Annotated in this window: 24 protein-coding genes; 10 read left to right on the top strand and 14 right to left on the bottom strand. The window is 64.4% G+C overall.

Annotated features, from left to right (window positions below):
* Positions 1 to 15 precede the first annotated feature (15 nt).
* Genes CH305_RS06520 through CH305_RS06510 form a run of 3 tightly spaced genes read left to right on the top strand, consistent with a single transcriptional unit; the run spans position 16 to position 3,058 of the window.
* Positions 16 to 1,554, top strand: coding sequence for an NAD(P)/FAD-dependent oxidoreductase (locus tag CH305_RS06520; RefSeq protein WP_256983573.1), 1,539 nt, complete (start codon positions 16 to 18; stop codon positions 1,552 to 1,554).
* Positions 1,551 to 2,396, top strand: coding sequence for an SDR family NAD(P)-dependent oxidoreductase (locus CH305_RS06515; RefSeq protein ID WP_094703160.1), 846 nt, complete (start codon positions 1,551 to 1,553; stop codon positions 2,394 to 2,396). Before CH305_RS06520 ends, CH305_RS06515 begins: the two co-directional genes overlap by 4 nt.
* Positions 2,393 to 3,058 (top strand): TetR/AcrR family transcriptional regulator, encoded by a 666-nt coding sequence (locus tag CH305_RS06510; RefSeq protein ID WP_094703159.1) that lies wholly within the window; start codon positions 2,393 to 2,395, stop codon positions 3,056 to 3,058. The genes CH305_RS06515 and CH305_RS06510 overlap by 4 nt, the downstream gene beginning before the upstream one ends.
* Here CH305_RS06510 and CH305_RS06505 read toward each other — a convergent pair.
* The 5 genes from CH305_RS06505 to CH305_RS06485 are packed head-to-tail and all read right to left on the bottom strand — an operon-like array spanning position 3,051 to position 6,277.
* Entirely contained in the window at positions 3,051 to 3,275 is a 225-nt protein-coding gene (locus CH305_RS06505) for a ferredoxin (protein ID WP_094703158.1), read from the bottom strand. The two genes, CH305_RS06510 and CH305_RS06505, sit on opposite strands and share 8 nt — an antisense overlap.
* The gene (locus CH305_RS06500; protein WP_094703157.1) at positions 3,272 to 4,486 is read right to left on the bottom strand and encodes an NADH-ubiquinone oxidoreductase-F iron-sulfur binding region domain-containing protein; all 1,215 of its coding nucleotides are present in this window, start codon (positions 4,484 to 4,486) and stop codon (positions 3,272 to 3,274) included. Before CH305_RS06500 ends, CH305_RS06505 begins: the two co-directional genes overlap by 4 nt.
* Entirely contained in the window at positions 4,483 to 5,040 is a 558-nt protein-coding gene (locus CH305_RS06495) for a ferric reductase-like transmembrane domain-containing protein (protein WP_094703156.1), read from the bottom strand. Before CH305_RS06495 ends, CH305_RS06500 begins: the two co-directional genes overlap by 4 nt.
* Positions 5,037 to 5,978: an FAD:protein FMN transferase gene (locus tag CH305_RS06490; protein WP_094703155.1), complete on the bottom strand. Its 942-nt coding sequence runs from the start codon at positions 5,976 to 5,978 to the stop codon at positions 5,037 to 5,039. Before CH305_RS06490 ends, CH305_RS06495 begins: the two co-directional genes overlap by 4 nt.
* Complete coding sequence (locus CH305_RS06485) at positions 5,975 to 6,277, bottom strand: hypothetical protein (protein WP_143545258.1); 303 nt, start codon at positions 6,275 to 6,277, stop codon at positions 5,975 to 5,977. Before CH305_RS06485 ends, CH305_RS06490 begins: the two co-directional genes overlap by 4 nt.
* 112 nt (positions 6,278 to 6,389) lie before the next feature.
* On the opposite strand from CH305_RS06485, the gene CH305_RS06480 reads away from it, so the two are divergent.
* Both CH305_RS06480 and CH305_RS06475 read left to right on the top strand, forming a co-directional pair.
* Positions 6,390 to 7,064, top strand: a complete 675-nt coding sequence (locus tag CH305_RS06480) for a response regulator transcription factor (protein WP_094703153.1) — start codon at positions 6,390 to 6,392, stop codon at positions 7,062 to 7,064.
* Position 7,065: 1 nt separating this feature from the next.
* Positions 7,066 to 8,454: an ATP-binding protein gene (locus CH305_RS06475; RefSeq protein ID WP_094703215.1), complete on the top strand. Its 1,389-nt coding sequence runs from the start codon at positions 7,066 to 7,068 to the stop codon at positions 8,452 to 8,454.
* Between the two features lie 9 nt (positions 8,455 to 8,463).
* Here the strand turns inward: CH305_RS06475 and CH305_RS06470 are convergent, their stop codons facing one another.
* Positions 8,464 to 9,423, bottom strand: a complete 960-nt coding sequence (locus tag CH305_RS06470; RefSeq protein WP_256983571.1) for an alpha/beta hydrolase — start codon at positions 9,421 to 9,423, stop codon at positions 8,464 to 8,466.
* A gap of 48 nt (positions 9,424 to 9,471) precedes the next feature.
* Between CH305_RS06470 and CH305_RS06465 the strand changes: the two genes are divergently transcribed.
* Positions 9,472 to 10,020: a TetR/AcrR family transcriptional regulator gene (locus tag CH305_RS06465; protein ID WP_094703152.1), complete on the top strand. Its 549-nt coding sequence runs from the start codon at positions 9,472 to 9,474 to the stop codon at positions 10,018 to 10,020.
* Between the two features lies 1 nt (position 10,021).
* Here CH305_RS06465 and CH305_RS06460 read toward each other — a convergent pair whose 3' ends face one another.
* Genes CH305_RS06460 through CH305_RS06445 form a run of 4 tightly spaced genes read right to left on the bottom strand, consistent with a single transcriptional unit; the run spans position 10,022 to position 14,843 of the window.
* Positions 10,022 to 10,969 (bottom strand): GGDEF domain-containing protein, encoded by a 948-nt coding sequence (locus tag CH305_RS06460; protein ID WP_052077899.1) that lies wholly within the window; start codon positions 10,967 to 10,969, stop codon positions 10,022 to 10,024.
* A 49-nt stretch (positions 10,970 to 11,018) separates the two neighbouring features.
* Positions 11,019 to 12,287, bottom strand: a complete 1,269-nt coding sequence (locus tag CH305_RS06455) for a glucarate dehydratase family protein (RefSeq protein WP_373454537.1) — start codon at positions 12,285 to 12,287, stop codon at positions 11,019 to 11,021.
* Entirely contained in the window at positions 12,287 to 13,213 is a 927-nt protein-coding gene (locus CH305_RS06450) for a 5-dehydro-4-deoxyglucarate dehydratase (protein WP_094703150.1), read from the bottom strand. Before CH305_RS06450 ends, CH305_RS06455 begins: the two co-directional genes overlap by 1 nt.
* Before the next feature lie 31 nt (positions 13,214 to 13,244).
* Complete coding sequence (locus tag CH305_RS06445) at positions 13,245 to 14,843, bottom strand: aldehyde dehydrogenase (NADP(+)) (protein WP_094703149.1); 1,599 nt, start codon at positions 14,841 to 14,843, stop codon at positions 13,245 to 13,247.
* 342 nt (positions 14,844 to 15,185) lie between these two features.
* On the opposite strand from CH305_RS06445, the gene CH305_RS06440 reads away from it, so the two are divergent.
* The 4 genes from CH305_RS06440 (at position 15,186) to CH305_RS06425 (ending at position 20,148) form a co-directional block, all read left to right on the top strand.
* Positions 15,186 to 16,529: an MFS transporter gene (locus CH305_RS06440; protein ID WP_032405227.1), complete on the top strand. Its 1,344-nt coding sequence runs from the start codon at positions 15,186 to 15,188 to the stop codon at positions 16,527 to 16,529.
* Positions 16,530 to 16,561: 32 nt separating this feature from the next.
* Positions 16,562 to 17,908: an enolase C-terminal domain-like protein gene (locus CH305_RS06435; RefSeq protein WP_094703148.1), complete on the top strand. Its 1,347-nt coding sequence runs from the start codon at positions 16,562 to 16,564 to the stop codon at positions 17,906 to 17,908.
* A 14-nt stretch (positions 17,909 to 17,922) separates the two neighbouring features.
* Positions 17,923 to 18,876: a 2-hydroxyacid dehydrogenase gene (locus CH305_RS06430; protein ID WP_170944633.1), complete on the top strand. Its 954-nt coding sequence runs from the start codon at positions 17,923 to 17,925 to the stop codon at positions 18,874 to 18,876.
* 72 nt (positions 18,877 to 18,948) lie between these two features.
* A complete protein-coding gene (locus tag CH305_RS06425; protein ID WP_094703146.1) occupies positions 18,949 to 20,148 on the top strand; it encodes a mandelate racemase/muconate lactonizing enzyme family protein in 1,200 nt (399 codons plus the stop codon).
* A gap of 76 nt (positions 20,149 to 20,224) precedes the next feature.
* Here the strand turns inward: CH305_RS06425 and CH305_RS06420 are convergent, their stop codons facing one another.
* From CH305_RS06420 to CH305_RS06405, 4 genes are read right to left on the bottom strand one after another with little or no spacing between them, the layout of a single operon-like run.
* Complete coding sequence (locus CH305_RS06420; protein ID WP_230592631.1) at positions 20,225 to 21,040, bottom strand: IclR family transcriptional regulator; 816 nt, start codon at positions 21,038 to 21,040, stop codon at positions 20,225 to 20,227.
* A 45-nt stretch (positions 21,041 to 21,085) separates the two neighbouring features.
* Entirely contained in the window at positions 21,086 to 22,246 is a 1,161-nt protein-coding gene (locus CH305_RS06415; RefSeq protein ID WP_032405232.1) for an enolase C-terminal domain-like protein, read from the bottom strand.
* A gap of 13 nt (positions 22,247 to 22,259) precedes the next feature.
* Positions 22,260 to 23,582, bottom strand: a complete 1,323-nt coding sequence (locus tag CH305_RS06410) for a sugar ABC transporter substrate-binding protein (RefSeq protein WP_256983570.1) — start codon at positions 23,580 to 23,582, stop codon at positions 22,260 to 22,262.
* Between the two features lie 26 nt (positions 23,583 to 23,608).
* The gene (locus CH305_RS06405; protein WP_032405233.1) at positions 23,609 to 24,490 is read right to left on the bottom strand and encodes a carbohydrate ABC transporter permease; all 882 of its coding nucleotides are present in this window, start codon (positions 24,488 to 24,490) and stop codon (positions 23,609 to 23,611) included.
* Positions 24,491 to 24,494: the final 4 nt, after the last annotated feature.

The following is a 24,494-nucleotide window of genomic DNA, read 5'->3' as shown; positions in this document are numbered from 1 at the left end:
CATCACTTTAAAGTGATGACACGCATCATCGGATTGCGTCTCGTGCGGGAGGGGTTCGTCAGCATGCATATTCACACCGTGGTGATCATCGGCAGTGGCTTCGGTGGCCAGTGCGCAGCGAAGGCATTGCTCGATCGAGGCATCGACGACCTCGTCATTCTGGAGAGGCGATCCTTCCTGGGTGGCACGTGGAAGCAGAATCGCTACCCGGGGGCGGCCGTCGACGTGCAGAGTCCGCTGTACTCGATCGCGTCCGAACCGTTCGAGTGGTCGCGCATGTTCGCCGAGCGTGAGGAGCTCGAACGGTACACCGACCACGTGCTCGAATCGAACGGTCTACCGGCGCGAACGCATGTCGACACCGACGTCCACAAGATCGAATGGGCCGGAGACCACTGGACCATCACCACCTCGCGGGGCGACTACGCGGCGAAGTTCGTCGTCAACGCGTCGGGACCACTCAGTACACCCGTCATACCGCCGTTCCCCGGCCGGGAGAAGTTCCAGGGCACCCAGTTCCACACCAACGACTGGCACACCGAGTACGACCACGCAGGCAAGCGAGTAGCCATCGTCGGCAGTGGTGCCAGTGCGGCGCAGGTGATTCCCGCGATCCAACCCGATGTGGCGCAGCTGCACGTCTTCCAGCGCACCCCGCACTGGGTGATGCCACGTCACGATCGCGAATTCACGCCGTTGCAGCGCAGGCTGCTGAAGCTGGAACCGATTCGCAGGCTGGTCCGCGCCGGGATCTACTGGAGTCTCGAAACTCGCATCCTCGGCTTCAAGTACTCACGGACGATGTTGAAGGCGGTGGCGCAGCGAACTGCGATGAAGCACATCGAGTCTCAGGTTCCGAATTCCGCGCTTCGGGCGAAGGTCACCCCGGACTACGTCATCGGGTGCAAGCGGGTTCTGCTGTCCAACACGCTCTATCCCGCGCTGGGGCAGGCGAACGTCACTCTGCACGACAAGAACGACGGCATCTCGGAGATCACCGAAACCGGAATCGTCACCACCACCGGCGAACACGTCGATGTCGATCTGCTGGTGTGGTCCACGGGATACGACGCCACCGACGGCGTCATCTCGTACCCGGTGATCGGACGGGACGGCCGGGCCCTGTCCGACGTCTGGGATCCGTACCCGCGCGCTTACCTCGGCACCACGATTCCTGGCTTCCCCAACCTGTTCGTCGTCACCGGACCGAACACCGGAATCGGACACACCTCCGCGATCTTCCTCATCGAGGCGCAGATGGAGTACATCGTGCGGGCCGTCGACGCCGTAGAGCAGGCGGGTGCAACGGCCATCGAGGTCACTGCCGCCGCCGAGCAGAAGTACACCGACACGATTCACCGCGAGATGGAAGGCACCGTCTGGAAGGACGGCGGCTGCCACAGCTGGTACCAGTCCAAATCCGGGCACGTGGTCGCCATGTTCCCGGGATTCAGCTTCACATTCCGCCGGTGGGCCAAGCGCTTCCGCCCGCAAGAGCACCACATTCACATGGCACCGACGGTGACCACCACACGGGACGAGGTTTCGGCATGAGCAAGCACACCGGCCAGGTAGCGTTGATCACCGGAGCGGCAGGCGGTATCGGTTCCGCCGTGGCGACCGCACTGCATCGACGCGGTGCCTCGATCGTCCTGGTCGACATGGCGTCGACCGACCTCGAGTCGGTGGCGGCGAAGCTGGGCAACCAACGCGTGGCAATCGCCTATGCCGATGTCACCGTGCGGGAGCAGCTCGACGCGGCCGTCGCCGTCGCGATCGACACGTTCGGCAAGCTCGATGTCGTGATGGCCAACGCCGGAATCTCCAGCGGTGCACAGGCATCGACCGTTCGATCGATCGAGGACGGCGTGTTCGAGCGGGTCATCGGCGTCAACCTGATCGGCGTGTGGAACACGGTGCGTGCCGCCCTTCCGCACATCGTCGAGTCCGGGGGCTACGTGCTGCTCACCTCCTCTACCTACGCGTACCTCAACGGCCTGGCGAATGCGCCCTATGCGGCGTCGAAGGCGGCGGTCGAACAGCTCGGCCGTGCTCTGCGTACGGAGCTGGCCGGCACGAAAGCGACGGCGGGAGTGCTGTATCCGGGATGGGTGGCCACTCCGATCGCCGAGGTCGCGTTCGGCGGCGACGACGTAGCGACGGACATGACCGCCCGCGCCTTCCCCACACCGCTGCTCCGCCCGATCACCCCCGACAAGCTCGCTCGCGTGGCTGTGCGAGGTATCGGACGGCGAGCTCCGCGGATCGCCGTGCCCGGTCGTTGGATTCCGATCTCGATATTGCGCGGCATCGTCAACCCGATCATGGACGCCACGATGGAGCGGGACGCCGAATTGATCCGGCTCACTGCCGAACTGGATGCCCGACGGTCATGAGCACAGTGTCCGAAGCAGCCGGCCGCGCCTACGGCGGTGAGAGCGCGGCCGACCGCGACGACCGCAGGCGGCGGCAGCTGCTGGATGCGGGACTGCGGGTGTTCGGCAGTATCGGGTATCGAGCCGCGACCGTGCGCGGACTGTGCCGCGAGGCCAAGATCGCCGATCGGCACTTCTACCAGTACTTCGACAAGACCGAGGATCTACTGCTCGCGGTGTACGCGGAATGTATTGCACAGCTGACCGACTCGGTGTCCGAGGCCATCGCGGAGGTGGATCCGGAGGGTGGGCTCAGTGCTGTCGCGCAGCAGTTGCTCGAACCGTTCTTTCGGGTGGTCGAGGACCCGCGCCTCGCCCGGGTGGTGTGGATGGAGGTGCTCGGGGTCAGCCCTCGTGTGGAGCAGACCTACCTGACGGTGATGCAGCAATTCGGGACGCTGCTGCTCGGTTACCTCCGCACGTTCGCGGGCGACGTACCGTCGGGCCCCGATATGGATGTCGACCTGCTCGCGACTGCCGCCATCGGCGGCATCAGCCACACCGCAATGACGTGGTACCAAAGCGGTTATGTCGCAGAGCGCCGCGTGGTCGTGGCCACCATCGCGACCATGCTCGCCAATATCGTTGCGCCGTTGACCGTGTCTGTTCCTCGGACTACGTGATGCGCAATGCCATTCGCGGACACAGTCGAACAGCGTCCTGCGCCCGCTGTGGGTCGCTGCCCTCCAGAACGACGGTGCTTCCGGCGCGCCGGGCGAGGGGATAACCCCACTCGTCTCGGGTGAGAGTCTCCGGAAGCAACTCGGTGCACACTCCTCGGCCGTCGCACCGAGTCCAATCGATGTGCAGCGCTGTGCTGCGTCGGTCTTCGATGGTCATCGCGTCCCTCCTCGGTGAATCTCGCACGAGCCCAACCGATGCAGATGCACGTCGTGGGCGAACACCGACATGGCCGATCGAATCAGGCGTGCCGTGCCGTCGGGATGATGGCACGCGCCGCGGCCGTCGACCAGCGCTGTGTAGCGCGCGATCTCGCCGATCGCGACATCCACGTCCTGGCCGATGGCCAATCGTGAAAAGGCGTCGGCCAATCGTGGCAGCCCGTTGAGGCAGGGGCCGCATTGCCCGGCACTCTCGTTCGCCAGATAGCGGACGAAGTCAGCGGTGGCCAGCAGACCGCACGAGCCCGTCCCCAGGACGTGGACGATGCCTGCACCCGGACGGGAACCGATGTGGACCAACGATTCCTGAGACAGGGTACGTCCGATCAGCGCGTCGCGGCCTGCCCACGTGCCGTGAAAGCCGCCGAGCAGCACTGCCCGAACCGAGGGTAGGTCGACGCCTGCACCGTGGGTGAGCATCTCCTCGATCGGGGTGCCGAGGGGTACTTCGGCAACGCCGGGCCGCCGAACGGAACCCGAGTAGGTGACGAGCATGGTGCCCGGCTCGGACGCCGTCCCCCGCGAACGGAACCACTGCGGTCCCCATCTCTCGATCAAGGCGATGTGCGCGAGGGTTTCGACGTTGAGCACAAGGGTGGGTCTTCCGCGGACCCCGGCCACCGCCGCGTGAGTCTTCTTGTCGCGCGGCAGAGCCGGACCTCCTTCTATCGCAGAGATGACCGCAGATTTCTCTCCGGAGACGAAACCGGGCGCGGACGCAATCACCTGGACGGCAGTTCGATCCCATCCGGTACGACGTCGCTCGTCGACGAGCCGTCGGATGGCGTCGACGTGGTCCGGGGGTGCATACAGGTAGCAGTCTCTGGATCGTACGGCCGAGGCCGTTGCAGCGATGCCGTCGAGAATCAGATGCGCAGACCGGTCGAGCAGAATGCAGTCTTTGCTGCTCAGCGGTTCTCCCTCTGCAGCATTCGCGATCAGGACCGGCTTGCGACCGGAGATCGACCGCATCTTCGCACCGGTGGGGAATGCCGCTCCGCCGTGCCCGAGAAGGCCCGAGCGGACGACGGACTCCACCAAGGATTCGTCGGTGAGTGGGCGTGCGCCGTAGAGCTCGGCGTGGCGGCTCAGATCGTTCGAGTGGTCCTGTGCGAGCAGTGAATCGGCGAGGTATGTCGGTGCGGTCATCGGCCAACCTTCACTCTGGTGTGCTGGTGTTCTTGGAAGTTGTAGCGCAGTCGCCATACAACTGCTGCGACGACGCTCGCCGTGCAGGCGAACGCCGTGGCCAAAAACCATCCACTGCCCGAGTCGGTTCCGTTGCCGAGGGCGTGGGACAGGGCGATCGGCCACAGTGCGTACGAGAGCCAATGCGCAGCACGGAAAGCGCGATATCCCTGCCGGTGGCGGAGCAGTCCGGTCAGGGTGATCGCGATCAGCAGATCGAACGCGAGGGTGCCCAGTCCGAGCCAGAACGGCTTGTAGGCGCCGGCGAAGGGAATCACGGCGTCGACCACAGCGAGTTGTGCGTACGGGTCGAAGAACAGCGACACGACGTGAATGCCCACGAACAGCGATCCGAGAAGCGCAGTGCTCCGGTGCAATTCGATGACGCCGAACCGTGGGATGGTCAACAGCGGCCGGCCGGACCGGGTGAGGATTCCCGACGCCACCGCGAGGGTCAGCAATACCAGGGCGGCGATGCCCGAGCCACGTCCCAGGGCCCACAGTGCTTCACTCATGATCGATCCTGTTCGTCCTCGGGCCAGTGGCCGGTGCGCACGACGGTGCCGTCGGCGGCGACCGACCGGGTGGGAAGTCCGATCTGCGCGAGCCAGGCCGTTGCGGCGGCTCCTCGGACGATGCAGGCAGTGCTGATCGTGTTGGCCGTGAGGCAACTCGAGGCGATCACTGTCACTGTGCGCCAGTGCGGTTCGGCCGGACGTGCCAATTGCGGAGCGAGTATGTGGTGCAGCACCTGTCCCTCGTGCATCCAGCGTCGTCGACGCGTGCTCGATGTTGCAACACCGGTGTCGGATCCGATCTCGACGATGGTGGAGGGCTCGGATTCTCCGTCGCACACTCGAATACGCCATCCCGTGTCGGGGTGAGGACCGCTGGTGGCGATGTCGCCGCCCAGGGACACCAGCACGCCGGTCCCGAGCTCGTCGTACACCGCGCGGGCACAGCGATCCGCCGCCAATGCCTTTGCTGTCGCGCCCAAGTCGAGAGTGAGTCCGGCGGGAATCGTGACGTGGTCGTCGGTGAGAGTGACCATCGTCCAGTGGGCCGCGGTGACGAAGGTTGCGGTGTGTTCCCCTGTCCCGGCTCGCTGGCTCAGTCGGTCGAAGTCTCGGTCGTACCCGAGATTCATCAGTGCCGACCCGACGGTGGGATCGACGTCTCCGTCGGTCAGTCGAGCAGCGGTGAGCGCGGCCTCGAGAAACGTGCGCAGAGTCGGGGTGATGGGCGTGGGTCGACCGCCCGCGTGCGCGAGCATCGACAGTTCCGAATCGGGCCTGAATCTGCTGCAGGCCGCATCTACCGCGGCGAGCTCCGCACGAACGATCTGTTCTGCGCGGGTGATGCTGCCGGGTTCGGTGACCGTCAGCTCGGCAGCGCAGCCCCACACCGACCAGCTCGACGTCGCAGTGGCCGTCCGTACCGCGACGCCGTTCATGATCCGTGAGTCTGGGCGTGAGTGGAACCGGAGCCCGATGTGCTGTTGGGTGCCGGAACGCTGGGCGCAGTGACGCTGGGTGCCGAACCGAAGGTCGGAGCGGTGGCCACTTCGTCGTCCACCGTCTCTGCCTCAGTGGCCGTGGAGTCGGGTTCGTGCGTGTCGAGGTAGGCGAGGGCCGCGGAGCCGCCGAAGACCGTGACGCCCAGTGCGGCTATCGCTGCGGTCGCGATGCGGGTGCGGCGGTATCCCTGCTCGGGTGTGTTCATCGCAGTTCCTCGGTGGAGCGGTGGAGTCATGAGGATCAGTGTGCGGAGGTGGAGCTGAAGGATCGCTGAAAGGTTCTGCGTACAGGGCTGCCGATCTGATGTACTCGTGTTTCTTGCCGCCCAAGTGAATCGAGAGGGCGTTGTGCGCGTACTACTGATCGAGGACGAGAAGCGACTGGCGGAGACCGTCCGCCGTGGTCTCGACGCCGAGGGCTTCGTCGTGGAAGTCGAACACAACGGCATCGATGGATTCCACAGCGCGCTGACCGGCGATTTCGACGCGATCGTGCTCGACATCATGTTGCCGGGCAAGCAGGGGTACGACGTCGTTCGAGACCTACGTAAGCAGGGGGTGTGGACGCCGATCTTGATGCTCTCGGCGAAGTACGGTGAGTACGACCTGGCCGATGCGTTCGATCTCGGTGCCGATGACTACCTGGTCAAGCCGTTCTCGTTCGTCGTCCTGATTGCTCGTTTGCGCGCTCTCGTTCGCCGGGGCGCACCGGCGCGTCCGGCTGTTCTCGTGGTGGGTGACCTCGAACTCGACCCATCCCGCCACCGCGTGACCCGTCAGGGCACGGAGTTGTCGCTGACTCCGCGTGAGTACAGCGTGCTCGAGTACCTGATGAGGCGAAACGGAGTGGTGACGAACAAATCCGAGATCGTGCGGGCCGTGTGGGACACCAACTACGACGGTGACGAGAACATCGTCGAGGTCTACATCGGCTATCTGCGTAAGAAGGTGGATCTCCCGTTCGAGGCCAAGCTGATCGAGACGGTGCGTGGGGCCGGATACCGCATTGCCGCGGGACGCTGACATGGTGCGTCTTCACCGAGATCTGCTTCGACCCCGATCGTGGACGGTCCGTGTGCGGTCGGCGGTGGCGTCGACGCTCGTCGTGGCCGTCTGTTTGATCGCGGCGGGTGGCGCGCTACTCGGAGTTCTCTACTCGTCGCTCGAAAGCTCGGCCCGTTCGGCGGCCACGGCCCGTGTCACGCTCATCGCCCAGCAGTGGGGATCGGGTGACCGAGACGACGACAGAAGGCCGCGTGTCGAGAACTCTCTGCTCGCCACCGACGGGCAGATAGGGATCGTGCAGGTCGTCGACGCGTCGGGGGCGGTGCTGGCCTCGTCACGAGGCGATTCGAGCGCATCGCTGACGACCCAGCAGGTTCCGTCGTCGGAAGTGCGAGATCTCGGACGAGTCGACGTCGCCGGGATCGGCGACTTCTGGGTGTCTGCGACCGGGGTGTCGTCGCAGCGCGGTCAGGCCACCGTTCTCGTCGGAGCCGACCGAGAGCCGGTCGAGAAGGTGGTGTCGACGGTTGCGCTCCTGCTTGCCGCTGTCGGTCCTTTTGTCGTCGCCCTGGTGGCTTTTGCCACCTACCGGTTGGTGGGAGCGGCGCTGAGTCCTGTCGAGAACATCCGGTCCAGGGTCGCGTCGATCTCGGCCGCTCGATTGACCGAACGCGTTCCGGTTCCCGACACTCGTGACGAGATCGCCCGCCTCGCATCGACGATGAACCACATGCTCGAGCGCCTCGAGGACGGCCAACGTGCCCAGCAACGTTTCGTCAGCGATGCCTCCCACGAACTGCGGAGCCCGCTGGCGACGATCACTGCGGCATTGGAACTGGCCGAGGCGCGACCGGAACTGCGCGATGCGGCGCTGTTGAACGACTCGTTGCTTCCCGAAGCCCGACGGATGCGGCAGCTCATCGAGGACCTGTTGGTGCTGGCACGGTCGGACGAGACCGAAACGGCTGCCGTCTCGGGCGATGTGGACCTGGAGGATCTGTTGTACGAGGAGGCGAAACGTGTGCAGGCTACATCCGATGTCCGGACGGAATTGTCCATCGTTCCCGTCCGGGTCAGCGGAGACCCGTACGCGTTGGCCCGGATGGTGCGCAATGTAATCGACAATGCGGTCCGTCATGCCGACTCTCGAATAGTGTTGTCCTGCTCGATGTCCGACGACACCGCCGTCATCGCGATCGACGACGACGGTCCAGGTGTACCGGCGTCGGAACGAACGCGGGTGTTCGATCGCTTCGTTCGGCTCGACTCGTCGAGAACTCGGGACGAGGGAGGTGCCGGTCTCGGCCTTGCGATCGTCGCCGATACCGTTGCCGCGCACGGCGGAAGCGTGCACGTGACCGATTCCCCCACCGGGGGAGCTCGATTCGAGATTCGGCTTCCCCGATGACGGGTATCGCTAGCTCACCGGCACAGTCTTCTTCAGGAACTCGAGTTGCTCCTCGATGATGACCGGGAACAACGGCTGCACGTACGGGTCGAAGTGACCACCCTTGTGGATGTGCACGGTCACGTCGGAGATCGTGCGCGCGACTTTCTCTGCCACCGCCGCCGGAGTGACGGCGTCCTCGGACATGATCTGCATCAGAACCGGGCATGCGATGGCCGACGCAGTCTTGCCCGGCGAGTACAGCCCGATACGCAGAAGGACCCGTGCGGCAACGGTTTCCGGGTAGTCGCCGGCCTTCAGTCCGGACTCGGCGAGGAGCAGGTCGCGACCGGGCGCGGCGTCGGGGGTGGACATGACTGCGACATCCCCCGGCAAACCCACTGATTCGACGTAGCGAGGGGAGCGTCCGAGCAGTGCGCGAACCTGGTCGACCACGGCAGACGGAGCAACTCGAACGGTGCGCCGAAGTCCGGTCGCGCGCACGGCTGCGAATCCGTCGACGTGCGGAACCTGTGCGATCACGGCGGCGAAATTCTCACCCGCACCTGCCCTGGTGAGCACGTGCCCGCCGGCGAAGGAGGTACCCCAACCGACGATGCGGGTGGAGTCGATGCCGTCCAGGGTCCGGGCGTACGCGACGGCGTTGGTCCAATCGACGAGCTGTTTACCGATGTCGAGGAGCTGACGCGGCTGTCCGTCACTGTCGCCGAAATGTCGGTAGTCGAAGACGAGAACCGCGTAGCCGGCACGGGCGAACACCTCGGCGTAGGCATACAGGCGTACTGCGCGCGGGGTGCCGAATCCGTGGGCCATGACCACGGCCGGAGCGTCGACCGACGTGCCCGCCGGTCGATACACCGCGACGGCGCAACGGACTCCCTCCGAATCGAACCATTCGTCGCTACGGCGGTATTCGGGTTGCTGCTCGGCGCTCATGCGGTCGTCCTCTTCCGGGTCCTTGATCGGCATTCAAGAAGCTAGCACTGTCTTGATTGCCGATCAAGATACGATGGGTCGATGCCGCGTAACCGTCGACCGGTCGATCGCGCCGAGAAGCGCTCCGAGATCGTGAACGCTGCTCGGACGCTGTTCGTGAACGACGGCTACGAGCACACCCCGATGGGGCGGATCGCCGCCGCTGCCGGAGTGACGACGAATACGATCTACTGGTATTTCGGCGACAAGGACGAGCTGCTCGTCGGGGTGCTCAACGACATTCACAACGAGGCCCTCGGCCGATTCGGTGCTCTCGCGGCGCAATCGGTGAACGAGCAGGTCCTCTGGGTGGTCGACGAGCTGGAGAAGTATCATCGATTGGTCGATACGGTGCACTCGCGAACGTCGGTAGCTGCCTGTATCGACAAGTGGCACAACGATTTTCATGCGTTGTGGGAACAGTGGATCGCCGTCGAGCTACGCAACGCCGGCGTAGATGACGCCGAGATCGAACCGACGACACGAATGATCGTCTTCGTCATCGAGGCCATGCTGACGCACCCGCAGGACGAGGCGTCGAAACGGGCAATCGTCGACCTGCTGTTTCGCAAGGTCGGCGTCTCGCGTTGACCTACTCGTGGACGGTGGTTCGGTTGCGGCCCAGATTCTTGGACTCGTACAGCGCTCTGTCGGCGCGCGCGAGGGTGGCGCGGGCGGCTTCGCCGTCCTGCCGGCTCGCGACACCCACCGAAATCGTCACGTCCCTCGGTAGCTCCGTCCGAACGCGATCGACGGCGTCGCGTAGTTCGGCGGCTGTGCCCGTGATGCACAGCACCGTGAATTCATCGCCGCCCGAGCGGCTCAGTAGATACTGCGGGGGCAGGCAGTTGCGTAGCGCGGACGACACGATCTCGAGTGCGCGATCACCTGCTGCATGACCGTGGTCGTCGTTGATCACCTTGAAGCGATCGATGTCCACCACCGCGATGGCGTCGATCTTTCCGCTCGCCACCGTTCCCGGCCGAGCGTCCAACTCGCGGGTGAGGCGCCGTCGATTCGCGAGCTGGGTGAGATGGTCGATCTCGGAGGTCGAGGCCACGCTCTGGACCCATGCCGCCGAGATCGCGATGGCGACGAGCACGAGTTGGGCGTTGATCACCAGGACGGGATGGATACCGCCGACGACGGCACCCAAGTACGCGACGTACACGGCATTGAGAACCGTCGTCCGCCAGGCGATGCGGTTGGGCAGCACGATGAACGCCGGCGTCACCAGAAGCAACTGGAGGAAGACGCCGGACATGGCCGCGATCTCCCCGCCCGCCGCGGTGCAGAACAGGGCGATGCTCGTCAGACCGGACAGGTGCATCGCCAGGTAGAGGCGTCGAGACAGCACCGGTGCCGCCGCGATCATGTAGATACCCAGTGCGCACCATGCCACCGCCAGGACGAGCAACACAGTCGCCGCCCGAGGCGAAGCGCCGACGACGGTGACGACACCGACCAGCCCGCTGACGAGACAGTTGACCCCGGACGTCCGCGCGACCGGCGCAGGGGAATACTGCCAACCGCTGTTCACAGGACAAACCTCTCGCACGGATCCCCACGACCCGCAGCGAGCTTAGCCCCTACCAGCGCGGGGAGGTGTTCTCGAAGCTCGAATCGATGCTCTGCATGTATCCGGTGTCGTCGCGGTCGCGAATGCCGCAGTCGAGGTACTGCTGATGCAGCGCCGCGAGCGCGTCCTCGTCGATCTCGACGCCGAGGCCGGGCCCGGTGGGAACTGCCACCGCGCCGTCGACGAAGTTCAACACTCCTGGAACGACGACGTCCTCGTGCTTCCACGGCCAGTGCGTATCGCAGGCGTAGGTCAGGTTCGGTGTTGCGGCGGCGAGGTGAACCATTGCGGCCAGGCTGATGCCGAGGTGGCTGTTCGAGTGCATCGACAGTCCCAGCTCGAACGTCTCACAGATTCCTGCGAGCAACCTCGAGCGCTGCAGGCCACCCCAGTAGTGGTGATCCGACAACACCACCTGCACCGAGTCCTTAACCACGGCAGGCTTCAGATGATCGAACGCGACGACGCACATGTTGGTCGCCAGAGGCATCTTCGCCTCGCGCGCGACCTCGGCCATCCCGTCGAGTCCGGGTGTCGGGTCTTCGAGGTATTGCACGATGCCGTCGAGCTCGGCGGCGACTCGGATGGACGTGTCGACAGTCCACGCGGCGTTGGGGTCGAGTCGCAACGGCAGGTCCGGGAACGCCTCACGGAGCGCCTTGATTCCGGCGATCTCCTCATCGGGCGGAAAGACACCGCCCTTGACCTTGATGGCCTCGAAGCCGTACTCGTCGATCATCTTTCGGGCCTGTCGTACCAGACCGGCCGGGTCGATTGCCTCGCCCCACTCGTCCGGCTGTGCGCCGGGATGCGCTGCCCACTTGTAGAACAGGTACGCACTGAAAGGAACCGAGTCCCGCACTTTGCCGCCGAGGAGATCGGACACCGGCCGACCGAGCACCTTGCCCTGCACGTCCAGGCAGGCGATCTCGAACGGCGAGAACACGCGGTCGGTGGTACTGGCCGTGGTGATCATTCCGGCGACACCGTCGCCGCCGGTGATCGACAGCGTTCCGAGCACGGAGTCGATGGCATCTCGAATCTCGTTGAGTGCGAACACGTCCAAGCCGGTGATGGCCTGAGCTGCCGCATCGAGTCGGGCGAGATGAGCGGTGTCGGCGTAGGTCTCACCGAGGCCGACGATGCCGGCCTCGGTGTCCAGCTGAATGATCGCGCGCAGTGCGTAGGGCTGATGCACGCCGACGGTGTTGAGCAAAGGAGGGTCGACAAAGGCGATCGGAGTGATTCGAGCGCCGGTGATCAGGACCGGATCCTGCATCAGTGCACCGCGAGCTCGTCTGCCAGCACGGCCCGGCCGGCGGCAACGATTGCGGTGAGTTCCTCGAGATGCGGTGCGCTGATGTCCACCAGAGGCGGGCGAACGGGCCCTGCCTCGATGCCCTCCATCGTCACGCCGGCCTTGATGAGGGAGACGGCGTAACCGGGCACCTTGTCGCGCAAGCGCACCAACGGGTGGAAGAACTCGCGAAGCAGTGCGGCAGTGAGCTTCTCGTTACCACTGTCGAGTGACCGGTAGAACGCCAGCGCCAGTTCGGGTGCGAAGGCGAATGTCGCAGAGGAGTACAGCGTGACACCGATCGCTCGGTACGCCTGCTGGGAGACCTCGGCGGTGGGCAGGCCGTTGAAGAACTGGAAGGGCTTGCCCGACGGCTCGAGTGCATCCAGCACCGCGCGGACGATGCGGCCGACCTGATCGAGATCGCCTGTGCCGTCCTTGAATCCGACGACGGTGGGCAGCTGTGCAACCTCGACGGCCGAGTCCTCGGTGAAGCGGGCATTGCCGCGGTTGTAGACGATCAACGGCAGATCCGACGCGGCGGCAACGGCCCTGGTGTAGTTGACGAGACCGGCCTGCGGCATCGTCACCAGGTACGGCGGCAACAGCAGGATGCCATCGGCTCCGTTGCTCTTCGCGCTCGCCGCGAACGCCTTTGCCTGGGCGACGGATCCGCCTGCGCCGGCGTACACCGGCACACGGCCTGCGACGACGTCGACTGCCGTGCGCACGATCTTGCCGAACTCCTCGCCTTCGAGGGCATGGAATTCACCGGTGCCGCAGGCGATGAATACTCCACCGGGTCCGGCGTCGACACCCTTCGCGATGTGAGCAGCCAGCAGGTCGTAATCGACCTCACCGGAGGCGGTGAACGGGGTGACGGGGAAGAACAGGACTCCGTCGAGCATGGTGGTCTCCTCGAGAACTAGGTGGGGTGAGTCAGTCTTGGGTGAGCTGGCCGTCGATGCGGCGGAAGATGCCGTCCGGGTTGCCATCGGCAATTGCAGTGGGCAGCAGTGATGTCGGAACGTCCTGGTAAGAAACGGGACGTAGGAAGCGCTCGATGGCGAGAGATCCGACCGAGGTGGTGCGGGAGTTGGAGGTGGCGGGGAAAGGGCCGCCGTGGACCATTGCGTGGCCCACCTCGACGCCCGTCGGCCATCCGTCGAACAGAATGCGGCCGGCCTTGAGCTCGAGAACCGAGAGGAGCTTGCCTGCCTCGGTGTGATCGGACTCGTCGGCGTGAATCGTGGCGGTGAGCTGACCCTCGAGCAGCGCGGCGACGTCGCGAACCTGCTGCGCATCGGTGCATCGAACGATGAGACTCGATGCGCCGAACACCTCGGCCTGTGCTGCCTCGGACGTGAGGAACGTATCGGCATCGGTCTCGAACAATGCTGCGCGGCAGGTGTTCGGGGCCTGGGTGTCGGTACCGCGGGCAAGTTCGGTCACGACGCCACTCAGTGCGTCGACGCCCTCGCCGTAGCTCGCGGCGATGTTCGGGGTGAGCATCGTGGTGGGGGCGGATTCCGATACCGCTGTCGTCGCTGCCTCGGTGAAGGACTGCAGTCCGGGCCCGTCCACGGCGATGACGAGACCGGGGTTGGTGCAGAACTGGCCCGAGCCCATCGTCAGCGATGCGACGAAGGCGCGGCCGAGTTCGGTGCCACGGGCGGCGAGTGCGCCGTCCATGACGAACACCGGGTTGATGGAACTCATCTCGGCGTACACCGGGATCGGCTCACGCCGACCGGCTGCGGCGGCGACGAGAGCAGTTCCACCCGAACGTGATCCGGTGAAGCCGACGGCCTTGATGCGAGGGTCGGTCACCAGAGCGGTGCCGAGTCCACGGCCGGAGCCGAAGAGCAGAGAGAATGTGCCCGAGGGCATTCCGGTGGAAGCGACGGCGTCGGCGATCGCGCGACCGACCAGTTCGGACGTTCCCGGATGAGCATCGTGGGCCTTGACCACAACGGGGCATCCGGCCGCGAGAGCGGAAGCGGTGTCGCCGCCTGCGACGGAAAAAGCGAGTGGGAAGTTGCTGGCCCCGAACACTGCAACCGGGCCCAGCGGAATCTGCCGCTGGCGGATGTCGGCGCGGGGGAGTGGCGTGCGATCGGGCTGGGACGGATCGATGCGGGCACCGTTCCAACTACCCTCGCGCAGAACCGAAGCGAACAAGCGGAGCTGCCCGGTGGTGCGACCGACCTCGCCGGTGATGCGGGCCAACGGAAGTCCGGACTCGGCGACGGTGCGCTCGATCAGCGTGTCGCCGAGAGCTGCGATGTTGTCGGCGATGGTTTCGAGAAACTGTGCACGGGTCTCCGAGGAGGTGGCACGGTAATCGGCGAATGCTTCGGCCGCTGCGGCACAAGCCTTCTCGACGTCGGTATTGTCGCCGTGACCATAGGCGGGTTCGAGGTTCGCGCCGGTGCTGGGGTCGATTCCGTGAATCTGCGTGCCGCCACCGAAGACCGGGACGCCGGCGATGATCATCCGGCCGGTGAGGTGGGTGGACTGTGTCGTCGACGCTGTCATGGGGTGACTCCTAGGGCTGTGTTGCGGTGCGTGCGCTGACGCCAGGGCGTGACCTGGCTCATAGGTCACCACGCTAGAAGGCTGATCGATACATGTCCAAGTCTAAAAAAGTCGTATTTGATTCAGTCTCGGTATCGATCTTGCTGCCAGGCGCGATGAGCACCGACTGCAGTTGCCGATACCTCTACTGCATCGGTCGATGCGTAGATGGTCTTGGACATGCATCGATCCGGAGTCCTACTGTTTCATGTGAGCCCAATCACTGGGTCGATCCATGCCTGTGCCGGTCACACTCGCGCATCGGTAGCGGGAAACCGCTCGAGCCACAGAACGGAGCGATCGATGTCGATCACTCTCCCGCCGACGCCGGCAGTCGATTCTGCCGTCGCGAAGATATTCCGGCGAGTCGTGCCCTTGTTCATCATCATGCTGATCTGCAATCAGCTGAACCGATCGAACATCGGCTACGCCCGCGAATACCTCGAAGCCGACGTCGGTATCGGAGCTGCGGCATACGGATTCGGTGCCGGCGTGTTCTTCATCGCGTACGCGCTCTTCGAGCTTCCGAGCAACGTGATGATGGAGAAGTTCGGTGCCAAGATCTGGCTGACCCGCATCATGGTCAGTTGGGGCACCATCTCGTTCGCCATGGCCTTCGTCAACGGTCCCGAGATGTTCTACATCCTGCGGTTCCTGCTCGGAGCGGCCGAGGCCGGATTCTTCCCGGCCATCATCTTCTACTTCGCCAAGTGGTTGCCCAACAGCCACCGCGGCCGTGCCACCGCGTTGTTCGTCGCAGGGTCGTCGGTGGCCGCGGCGATCTCCGGCCCACTGTCGGGTCCGCTGCTTTCTCTCGACGGACTCTTCGGGGCCCGAGGCTGGCAGTACCTGTTCGGCATCGAGGGCCTGCTGTCCGTTGTCGTCGGCATCATCGCCTACTTCCTCATCGACTCGCACGTCAAGGATGCGAAGTGGCTGACCGACGAGGAGAAGCACGATCTGAACGCTGCTATTGCCGTCGAGGAAGCAGAGAAGGCACGTACCTCCGGCATGGGCGACGGCAGGTCGCGCTGGAAGATGTTGCTCGATCCCAAGCTGCTGCTGTTCATCTGGATCTACTTCGCAATCCAGCTCTCGATCTACGCCAACACATTCTGGCTCCCGTCCATCGTCCGACGGATCGACGGAACCAACGACATCACCGTCGGCTTGCTCTCGTCGCTGCCATGGATCTGCGCCGTGTTCGCCATGTACTACATGTCCAAGATCGGCGACCGCACCGGAAACCGTCGACCACTGTTGATCATCGCTCTGCTCACCGCTGCAGTCGGCACACTGTTGGCCGCCGTCGCGACGCCGTGGATCGCGCTGATCTTCCTGTGCATCGCTGCCATGGGATTCAAGAGCGCGAGCCCGCTGTTCTGGTCCTTCCCGCAGTCCACTCTGCATCCGATGGTGCTTGCCGCCGCCATCGCCGTCATCAACTCGGTGGGCAACCTCGGCGGCTTCGTCGCACCGTTCGGATTCGGATTGATCCAGGAGGCCACCGGTTCGGTGACCTGGGGACTGTATGCGCTGGCCGGTGCATCCGCACTGGCTGCGCTGTCGGTCCTACTGATCAAGAAGCCGCGCGGAGTGGTGGCCGATACCGAGGGCAGCGTCGAACCCGTCACCCTGACCAAATAGCATCCGATACCACCGGCCGAGAGGGTCCGATCATGAACTCCCAGAACAGCACCCCCGTCGTCACCGAGATGCGCGTGATTCCGATTGCGGGCCACGACGACATGCTGCTCAACCTCAGCGGAGCCCACGCCCCGTACTTCACCCGCAATCTGGTGGTGCTCACCGACTCGGACGGGCGCACCGGCGTCGGCGAAGTGCCGGGCGGAGAGGCGATTCGGCAGACTCTCGAGGACGCTCGTTCGCTCGTCGAGGGTAAGGGTATCGGCCGCTACAACGCTGTGCTGGCCGAGATGCGTCGCGCGTTCGCCGATCGTGATGCCGGGGGACGCGGAGCGCAGACCTTCGATCTGCGGGTCGCGATCCATGCGGTGACCGCGGTGGAATCGGCGTTGCTCGATCTGTTGGGTCAACACCTCGGGGTCAGCGTCGCAGCGCTGTTGGGAGAAGGTCAGCAGCGTGACAAGGTCCAAGCTCTGGGCTATCTGTTCTTCGTGGCCGATCGGAACAAGACCGATCTCGCGTACCGCAGCGCAGCCGACGAGGCCGCCGGAGCCGACGACTGGATGCGCATCAGGCACGAGGAAGCGATGGATCCCGAGTCGATCGTGCGCCTCGCCGAGGCAGCCCAGGCGCGGTACGGGTTCCAGGACTTCAAGCTCAAAGGTGGTGCGCTGCCCGCGGCCGAGGAGGCTGCTGCGGTGCGCGCGCTGGCCGAGCGATTCCCCGAGGCTCGAATCACGTTGGATCCCAACGGTGGCTGGCTTCTGAAGGACGCGATCGACACCTGCCGTGGCCTGCGTGACGTGCTGGCCTATGCCGAGGACCCCGTCGGACCGGAGGGTGGATTCTCGGGCCGCGAAGTGATGACCGAATTCAAGCGCGCCACCGGATTGCAGACCGCCACGAACATGATCGCCACCGACTGGCGCGAGATGGGCCACACCATCCGATCCGGTGCGGTGGACATCCCACTCGCCGACCCGCACTTCTGGACGATGGCTGGTTCTGTCCGCGTCGCGCAGCTGTGCGATGCGTGGGGTCTGACGTGGGGCTCGCACTCCAACAACCACTTCGACGTTTCACTGGCCATGTTCACCCACGTCGCCGCGGCCGCTCCAGGGACGATCACTGCCATCGATACGCACTGGATCTGGCAGGACGGACAGCGAGTGACCAAGGAGCCGTTCACGATCGAGGATGGCTACCTCACCGTGCCCGACAAGCCAGGCCTGGGTGTCGAACTCGACTTCGAGCAGATCGATGCGGCGCACGAGTTGTACCAGAAGGAAGGTCTCGGTTCGCGCGACGACGCCATCGGCATGCAGTATCTCATCGAGGGTTGGACGTTCGACAGCAAGCGGCCGGCCCTGGTTCGATGAGTTCTGGTCCGCTGGTGAAGATCGTCGTCGGCGACCGAAACGTGCTGCCCCATCGGGAGCAGTTCGAGGCGGGCCTGCCCGCCGACGTCGAGGTGATCTGGTGCGTGCCGTTCGACGAGACTCGGGTCATCGCCGAACTCGCCGACGCAGACGTCTACGTCGGTGGCAAGTTCAGTGCGGCCATGGGTGCCGCAGCGCCGAAATTGCGTATGGTCCACGTCGCGGGTGCCGGAACGGACAACGTCGATCGCTCCGGACTGGGCCCCGATGTGCAGGTGTGCAACACCTTTCATCACGAGCAGTCGATCGCGGAATACGTCGTGGCTGCGACCGTGATGCTGCGCCGCAAGTTTCTGGAGCAGGACCGCGCACTCCGCTCCGGAGTGTTCGCCACCGCCGTCTACGACCCGACCATCGCGCAACCGTTGTCGCTGAGTGGTGCCCGCATCGGATTCGTCGGCTTCGGGCACATCGGCAGGCGAACGTGGCAGCTGTTCCGGGCATACGGCGCAGTGGGCGCTGCGGTCACCGGAAGCGGGCGGGCTCCGGATGAGGGGCTCGAATGGGTCTCGGGGACAGATGATCTGGGATCACTGGTCGATTTCGCCGACGTCCTGGTGGTTTCCGCACCCCTGAACGAGCGAACGCGCGGCATGATCGGTGCCGAGGAACTGAGCAGGCTCGGTAGCGACGGGGTACTCGTCAACGTCGGTCGTGGGCCATTGGTACAGGAGCAGCCACTGTTCGACGCGTTGTCGCGCAACGAGATTGCCGCGGCCGCGATCGACGTCTGGTACCGCTACCCCGGGCCGGACGGCGTGGGAGAGCCGAGTGTGTTGCCGTTTCGCGATCTCGACAACGTGCTGATGACCCCACACTCGTCCGGCGTCACGCATCACACGTTCGTGGGCAGGGTTGCCGATATTGCATCCAACATCGATGCACTGGCGGCATCGATCGGCCGATAAATGGTGTTGGACGTGCATTGTTCGTCGAAATAGGCTGTTAAGCAACATAATCGACGATTTGAGGAGTCACAGATGACCATCGGCACTGACACACCGACCAGCGGACTCTCTGCCCCGGATGCTGCGATCACGGCGCTTGCTCCCGGTGCGGCGACCATCGACCGCATCGTCGAGGTGACACTGTCCTCGATCGTGTTGCCGCTGAAGAATCCGATCAGCGATGCCAAGGTGCTCACCGGTCGGCAGAAGGCGATGACCGAGGTGGTGTTCCTGTTCGCCGAACTTCGCACCGAACAGGGCCATGAGGGAATCGGATTCGGGTACTCCAAGCGTGCGGGCGGGCCGGCCCAATTTGCGCATGCCCAGGAAATAGCTCCGGTACTCATCGGCGAGGACCCGAACGACATCGGCAAGATCTGGACCAAGCTGGTGTGGGCCGGAGCCTCGGTGGGCCGCAGTGGTGTTGCGACGCAGGCGATTGCGGCGATCGACATCGCGCTGTGGGATCTCAAGTCCAAGCGTGCCGGGTTGCCACTGGCCAAGCTGATCGGCTCGGCGCGTGACTCGGTGCAGACGTACAACACCTCCGGCGGATTTCTGCACACTCCGATCGAAGAGGTCATGGAGAATGCCGCCATCTCCCTCGCAAACGGAATCGGTGGCATCAAACTGAAGGTGGGTCAGCCGGATTGGCGCACCGACATCGCCCGCGTCACCGCGGTGCGCGAGTTTCTCGGCGACGACGTTCCGCTGATGGTCGACGCCAATCAGCAATGGGATCGGCCCACGGCGCAGCGTATGGGCCGCATTCTCGAACAGTTCGATCTCGTGTGGATCGAGGAGCCCCTCGACGCCTATGACGCAGAGGGTCATGCGCAGCTCGCTCGCAGCCTCGACACCTCCATCGCGACGGGCGAGATGTTGGCCAGCGTCGGCGAGCACGTCCGCCTCATCGAGGCCGGTTCGGTGGACATCCTGCAGCCCGACGCTCCCCGCATCGGCGGAATCACGCAGTTCCTGAAATTGGCGACGTTGGCCGAGCACCACAATCTGCAGCTCGCCCCGCATTTCGCCATGGAGATCCACCTGCACCTCGCGGCGGCGTATCCCCTGCAGACGTGGGTGGAGCACTTCGACTGGCTGGACCCGCTGTTCGACGAGCACCTCGAGACCCGAGACGGACGCATGCATCTGTCCGCTCGCCCGGGATTGGGCTTCACGTTGAGCGAGCAGGGACGTGTCTGGACCGTCGCGAAGGCTGTGGTGCGCTGACCTGGAGCGCTGACGCGCAGGTGAGCGGAAACTCGACCCCTGCTACGAAGTTTCGCTCACATGCCGCGAAGCGGCTCTACCGCACTCCCTCGGCCCGAAGCTCTCGGGCCCAGGCGGCGGCGTGGTCGGTGAGCACCCCGGCGATTCGTTCGAGTTCGCCCGGGTACGAGGCGACTTCCGCGGGCATCGAGACGCTGAGCGCATCGGTGGCCGGGATCCGATAGGGCACGACGGTCGCTATGCAGACCACGCCGGCGGTGCCCTGCTCCTGTTCCAACGACCAACCGCGACGGCGAACCTGGCCGAGTTCGGCGATGAGGGCATCACGATCGACGATGGTGTTCTCGGTGTACCGCTCGAGTTTCTTCGGCAGCAGCTGTGTCACCTCGTCGGTCGTGAGTTCGGCGAGCAATGCCTGGCCGAGGGCGGTGACGTGGCACGGCAACTTACGTCCGACGCGGTGCATCCGCCGCACCTCGAGCTTGGAACCGCGGCTGGCGAGATAGATGACGCAGTCCTCGTCGCGTCGGGCGAAGTGGACGGTGTGCCGGACGTCCGAGCGCAGCGTTTCCAGTACTGCCGCCGCTCGACCGACGACGGAATCCTTGTCGAGGTAGGACGTGCCGGTGAGCAAGGCATGGGTGCCGATGCCGTACCGCGAGCCGGACTCGTCGGCCTCGATCCAGCGCAGGTCCTTGAGCGTCCTCAGCAAGGCGTGCAGACTCGATCGGGGATACCCGCATGCCTCCTGCAGTTCGCCGAGGCTCATGCGCGTGGGGGATGCGGCCAGCGTCTCGAGGATGTGGATCGTGCGTTCCGCGGATTTCACCGGCTGGCTCTCGGACACTGCAGCAGCCGCGACATCGTTCACCATGGAGACAGTGTCCCTCATGATGAACGATGCTTCATACGCGGACACGGATGTCGTCGACGGACACTAGTACTCGGCGATCAGATTGTTCGAGATGTACTCCAGGTCGATGTCCTCACCCAGGCCTGGTCGCAATGGCATCTGCACCATCCCGTTCGCGTCTATCGGATCGACGATGGACTTCAGATGCGGCGGCACCCAGTCGTAGTCGACCAGTGGATGCAGCAGGCCACGTTCGTACCACTGGATGTTCGGAGCGCCGCCTACCAGTGCGAGATTGGGGGCACCGTTGCCGTGGATCTCGCACTCGAGCCCGAAGCCGTCGGCCATGTGCACGGTCTTCAGTGCCGGGGTGATGCCGCCGCCGTTCATCGCACCGACGCGCAGGATGTCGCAGGCATCGTCGGCAATCCAGTCCGCTCGCGAACGATGCCGACCGGGAGTGGTCTCGGGGCCGATGACGGGAGTATCGATCTGATCCGCCAACCACTTGTACGAGCGCATCGAGAATTCGTCCATGGGCTCCTCGAACCAGTCGAACTTCAGTGCGTCGAGTTCCCGGCCGAGCTTGAGGGCGTCGGTACGTGAGTACCAGTGATAGCCGTCGAGCATCAACGAGAACCCTGGTCCGACGGCATCTCTCACCGCCGCGCAGGCCTCGATGTCCCGCGTGAGGCTCGGTGCCCCTTCGAGCGGCGGCATCCAGGTGTGCAGTTTGATTCCCTGGTAGCCCTGATTCTTCAGCGCCACTGCGAAATTCGCATACTCCTGTGGACTGGACAGGCCACCCTCGATGGTATCGCCGCACATGGTGCTCGCGTAGGCCTTGACCTCGCTGCGCGCTCCGCCCAGCAGCTTCCACACGGGGGTATCGAATCGGTTGCCCGCCAGGTCCCACAGTGCCTGATCGAGGTAGCTGCAGGTGTGTTCGGGAAGTTCGACGGCTCGCGTCCGTTGCCGAATTGCGAATTTGCGGTCCATTTCCTCGCGGTGCAGCGGATCGGTGCCGATGAGGACCGGTCGAAAGTGTTGCTCCACTTGATCTTCACGCAGATAGTTGGTCTTGCCCAGGACGTAACCGCTGACGCCGTCGGAATCTGTGATGCGCAGCAGTGCCTGAGTGGTGGGTATCGACGGACCGGGGTGTCGATGCCCGTAGGAATCGACGGCGGTGCGAGCCTCGGTCTTGAAGACCTGGACGGCAACCTCGGTGATGACGCTGGACATGGTGATGAGTCCCCTATTTACCCTGTCGGGCATCGTATTTGGCCTTGGAGCGGTTGAGCTTCTCGGCGAAGTCGTCGGCGAAATCCTGTGCGCTGAGCTGCCCGATGAGGACCTTCTGCCACTGACCCAGCATCTGGACCTGCACGATCTTGCCGAAATCGGGCAGATAGTCCGGCGGGGTGACCAACACGGTCTCCGGATCGTCGAGGGCGGCCTGGGCGGCTTGCACGGACGGCATCGCCTCGAAGGCGGGCGCGGAGCGGGCATCGGCGTTGACCGGGATCTGCCCCACGTTCTCGTTCCAGTAGGCCTGCGACTCCGGCGAGGTCATGAACTCGAGGAACTTCCAGGCCGCTGCCTGGTGCTGGCTGCTCTTGAACACCGTGTACGACGGGAACGGGTCGGTCATCACGGTGCGGACGCCGTTGTCCGCGAGAGGCAAGGCAACGGCCCCGACTTTGTCGCCGAGCGCCTTACGGTGATTGCTCAGTGATCCGAGGTTGTGCTGCATCATCGCCACCGAACCACCACCGAAGCTGGCGACCATCTGTGGAAAACCGTTGTTGACATCGGCGGTAGGTGTGTCGACGTCGTAGAGCGCCGCGAAACGTTCGATGGCTCGAACCATCTCGGGCCGGTTGACGGTGGATTCGCTGCCGTCGAAGAAGTTGTCGATGCCGGTGACGGCGAACATGTGTTGCAGCAGTGGATAGATCGAGCCGGCACCGCCTCGGATGGTGAACCCGTATCTTCCGGCGGACTTGTCGGTCAGTTCGTCTGCCGCGTCGTAGAACTCGTCCCAGGTATCGGGTGGCTCGATACCGGCCTCGTCGAACCAGTCCGCTCGATACCACAGGGTGGCGTTGTTACTGGTGAACGGCAGACCGTACAGGTTCTCGCCGCCGCCGGACTCCATTGCCGATTCGATGATCTTGGGATCGTATTGGTCCTTCTGAGGAGAGGATGCCATGAAGTCGTCGAGCGGGATCACGGCGTTCTGCGCGACGAGGGGCGCGAGATATGCGGTGGAGACGATGCCCAGGTCGGGTGCGGACCCACCCGCGAGAGCCGTCTGATATTTCTGCTGCGCACTGTCGGATGGTAGACCGACGTACTGAATGTCGATGCCGGGATTGATCTCCTCGAAACGTCGAATCAGCTCCTCGTACAACGGGGTTCGATCCGGCCCGGCATTGTTGTCCCAGAAGGTGAGGGTGCCGCTGTTCGGATCTCCGAGGGCACCGTCGGGCAGGGAGGTTTCGGAACTGCAGGATGCCAGCACGAGCGTGGCTACCGCACCGACGAGGGTGGTGCGCAGCAGGGTGCGTCGATTCATGTCGATTCTCTTTCCGTACGTCATGATCAGCCCTTGACCGCGCCGGCGCTGAGGCCCTGGACGAGATACTTCTGGATGACGGCGAATACGGCGACCACCGGCACGGCGGCGATCAGGCCGCCCGCCGCGAGCACGCCGAAGTCGACGTTGTACGAGCCGATCGTGTAGCTCAATCCGACTGGGAGGGTGAACTTGTCCTGGCTACTGATGAACATCAGGCCGAACAGGAAGTTGTTCCAGCTGCCGATGAACGCGAAGGAGCCGACGGCGATCAGGCCGGGCCGCAGCAGCGGCAACATGATGATGCGGAAGGCCTTCAGGCGTGAGCAGCCGTCGACCATGGCTGCCTCCTCCAGTTCCACCGGGATCTGAGAGATGAACCCTGCCATCAGCATTGCCGCCAACGGTAGTTGGAAGACGGTATCGGCGACGATGAGTCCGAAGAGGTTGTTCACCAGTCCCATCTCGCGGAACACCTGGAACAGTGGGATGAGCAGCATCGCACCGGGGACGAACTGGCTGCACAGCAGGGCCATCACCAGGGGGATCTTGGCGCGGAACTTGAAGCGTGCCAACGCATAGCCGGTCGCCAGTGCGACGAAGGTGGTGAGTACCAGCGACAGACCGGCGACGATGAGGCTGTTCTTGAAGAAGAAGCTGAAGCCGAGGGTGTTCCAGACGGTATCGAAATGGTCGAGCGTGATGGGCCAGGGGAGCATCGAATTGGACCCGGCAGGCCGGAACGCGAAGACGATCATCCAGTAGAACGGGACGAGCGTGAACAGGAGGTAGACGGCGAGCGGGAGGCCCACGCTGAACACGCGGGGCTTGGTGCGGTGCACGCGCACCTTCTCGGAATGGTCCGCCGGCGGACTGGTCACGACGGGACGGTCTGCAGTAGTGGTCATGTGC

Origin of the sequence: Rhodococcus sp. 15-649-2-2 (genome assembly GCF_002258645.1) — a bacterium.
In the GTDB taxonomy this organism is placed as follows: domain Bacteria; phylum Actinomycetota; class Actinomycetes; order Mycobacteriales; family Mycobacteriaceae; genus Rhodococcoides.
Note: the sequence above shows the minus strand (reverse complement) of the source record. Positions and strands in the feature narration are given on the sequence as shown.

Bases quoted from the DNA above. Each gene is read 5' to 3' on its own strand.
- CH305_RS06520 (WP_256983573.1), top strand. From the start codon at position 16: ATGACACGCATCATCGGATTGCGTCTCGTGCGGGAGGGGTTCGTCAGC.
- CH305_RS06515 (WP_094703160.1), top strand. From the start codon at position 1,551: ATGAGCAAGCACACCGGCCAGGTAGCGTTGATCACCGGAGCGGCAGGC.
- CH305_RS06510 (WP_094703159.1), top strand. From the start codon at position 2,393: ATGAGCACAGTGTCCGAAGCAGCCGGCCGCGCCTACGGCGGTGAGAGC.
- CH305_RS06505 (WP_094703158.1), bottom strand. From the start codon at position 3,275: ATGACCATCGAAGACCGACGCAGCACAGCGCTGCACATCGATTGGACT.
- CH305_RS06500 (WP_094703157.1), bottom strand. From the start codon at position 4,486: ATGACCGCACCGACATACCTCGCCGATTCACTGCTCGCACAGGACCAC.
- CH305_RS06495 (WP_094703156.1), bottom strand. From the start codon at position 5,040: ATGAGTGAAGCACTGTGGGCCCTGGGACGTGGCTCGGGCATCGCCGCC.
- CH305_RS06490 (WP_094703155.1), bottom strand. From the start codon at position 5,978: ATGAACGGCGTCGCGGTACGGACGGCCACTGCGACGTCGAGCTGGTCG.
- CH305_RS06485 (WP_143545258.1), bottom strand. From the start codon at position 6,277: ATGACTCCACCGCTCCACCGAGGAACTGCGATGAACACACCCGAGCAG.
- CH305_RS06475 (WP_094703215.1), top strand. From the start codon at position 7,066: ATGGTGCGTCTTCACCGAGATCTGCTTCGACCCCGATCGTGGACGGTC.
- CH305_RS06470 (WP_256983571.1), bottom strand. From the start codon at position 9,423: ATGCCGATCAAGGACCCGGAAGAGGACGACCGCATGAGCGCCGAGCAG.
- CH305_RS06465 (WP_094703152.1), top strand. From the start codon at position 9,472: ATGCCGCGTAACCGTCGACCGGTCGATCGCGCCGAGAAGCGCTCCGAG.
- CH305_RS06455 (WP_373454537.1), bottom strand. From the start codon at position 12,287: ATGCAGGATCCGGTCCTGATCACCGGCGCTCGAATCACTCCGATCGCC.
- CH305_RS06450 (WP_094703150.1), bottom strand. From the start codon at position 13,213: ATGCTCGACGGAGTCCTGTTCTTCCCCGTCACCCCGTTCACCGCCTCC.
- CH305_RS06445 (WP_094703149.1), bottom strand. From the start codon at position 14,843: ATGACAGCGTCGACGACACAGTCCACCCACCTCACCGGCCGGATGATC.
- CH305_RS06440 (WP_032405227.1), top strand. From the start codon at position 15,186: ATGTCGATCACTCTCCCGCCGACGCCGGCAGTCGATTCTGCCGTCGCG.
- CH305_RS06435 (WP_094703148.1), top strand. From the start codon at position 16,562: ATGAACTCCCAGAACAGCACCCCCGTCGTCACCGAGATGCGCGTGATT.
- CH305_RS06425 (WP_094703146.1), top strand. From the start codon at position 18,949: ATGACCATCGGCACTGACACACCGACCAGCGGACTCTCTGCCCCGGAT.
- CH305_RS06420 (WP_230592631.1), bottom strand. From the start codon at position 21,040: ATGAGGGACACTGTCTCCATGGTGAACGATGTCGCGGCTGCTGCAGTG.
- CH305_RS06415 (WP_032405232.1), bottom strand. From the start codon at position 22,246: ATGTCCAGCGTCATCACCGAGGTTGCCGTCCAGGTCTTCAAGACCGAG.
- CH305_RS06410 (WP_256983570.1), bottom strand. From the start codon at position 23,582: ATGAATCGACGCACCCTGCTGCGCACCACCCTCGTCGGTGCGGTAGCC.
- CH305_RS06405 (WP_032405233.1), bottom strand. From the start codon at position 24,490: ATGACCACTACTGCAGACCGTCCCGTCGTGACCAGTCCGCCGGCGGAC.